Genomic DNA, 545 nt, shown 5'->3' with positions numbered 1-545 from the left:
CGGTGGTTCGTTGCTGGGTACGTAGCACAACCGCTGTCCACATTCGGTGTACGGCTTCGAGATGCAAGCCGCAAGACAATCTTCGATTCAGGCACGCCCGCCGCTCAATTTGTCAGGGCTAGCAATAACTGGACCTATGCCGGGAGCGGCACTACCGGGCAGGGTGTACCAATAACGTACTTCAATTCGCAGTTTAACCTTAATGAAGACGAATACATGCTCATAAATAACTTATGCATGCAGGCGGTGACCATTGCCTCGGGAGTGGCGAATCGCCAGATCGCAGCTATGTGGAACTATCCAAGCAAAATACTAACTCTGGGAATGATCGCGGTACAGAATGCGATTGTCACAGGCATAACTGTGATGGTTGGGCGTATTTCTCAGTAGCATCAGGCGCAATGTTTAATATTCACTAAAAAATTTTGGGGAAGGCCATGCCATCTTGGTTCGCAGAAGGAACGGTAACAGTTGCTAACGGCAATGCCGTTGTAATTGGTGTTGGCACGAAGTTTTCTAACTGTCGATCTGGTGACATGTTTGTC

At 48.8% G+C, this 545-nt stretch carries 1 pseudogene; it reads left to right on the top strand.

The window, feature by feature from the left end:
- A pseudogene (locus G7025_RS26665) lies at positions 1-390 on the top strand (hypothetical protein); the annotation flags it as partial.
- Positions 391-545: the final 155 nt, after the last annotated feature.

The organism is Pseudomonas lurida (assembly GCF_013522705.1).
Classification (GTDB): domain Bacteria; phylum Pseudomonadota; class Gammaproteobacteria; order Pseudomonadales; family Pseudomonadaceae; genus Aquipseudomonas; species Aquipseudomonas quebecensis.
The sequence above is the reverse complement of the archived record's forward strand: the minus strand, read 5'-3'. Positions and strand labels throughout refer to the sequence as shown.